The sequence below is a fragment of the Halorubrum sp. SS7 genome (assembly GCF_005435055.1).
GTDB classification, from domain to species: Archaea; Halobacteriota; Halobacteria; order Halobacteriales; family Haloferacaceae; genus Halorubrum; species Halorubrum salinarum.
In genome coordinates, this window is sequence record NZ_SGXV01000396.1 from 1 (window position 1) to 373 (window position 373).

Sequence of the window (373 nt, forward strand, 5' to 3'; positions counted from 1 at the left end):
GGTGTTCACGCTGCCGGAAGCGACCCGGCGCTCGCTCGCGTTCGCGTACACCGACCCCACAGTGTCCTCGGCGTTCACGGCGCACTACGTCCACCTCGGCGCCGACCACCTCGTCGGGAACCTCGTCGGGTACGGGCTCCTCGCCGGCGTCGGCTACGCGCTCGCGGTCCTGAGCGGGCGCCGCCGCCTCTTTTTCACGGCGTTCGTCACCTACCTCGGCGCCTTTCCGTTCGCGCTGTCCGTGCTGAACCTCGCCGTCCCGCGGGACGCGATCGGGTTCGGCTTCTCCGGCGTCAACATGGCGCTCGCGGGACTGCTTCCCATCGTGTGGTACTGCTACGCCCGCGAGCGGTTCGCGCCCGCGGCCTCCGTC

1 pseudogene is annotated in these 373 nt (G+C 71.0%); it reads left to right on the top strand.

The features are described 5' to 3' along the window. Positions 1–373, top strand: a pseudogene (locus EXE44_RS18550) (hypothetical protein); the annotation flags it as partial.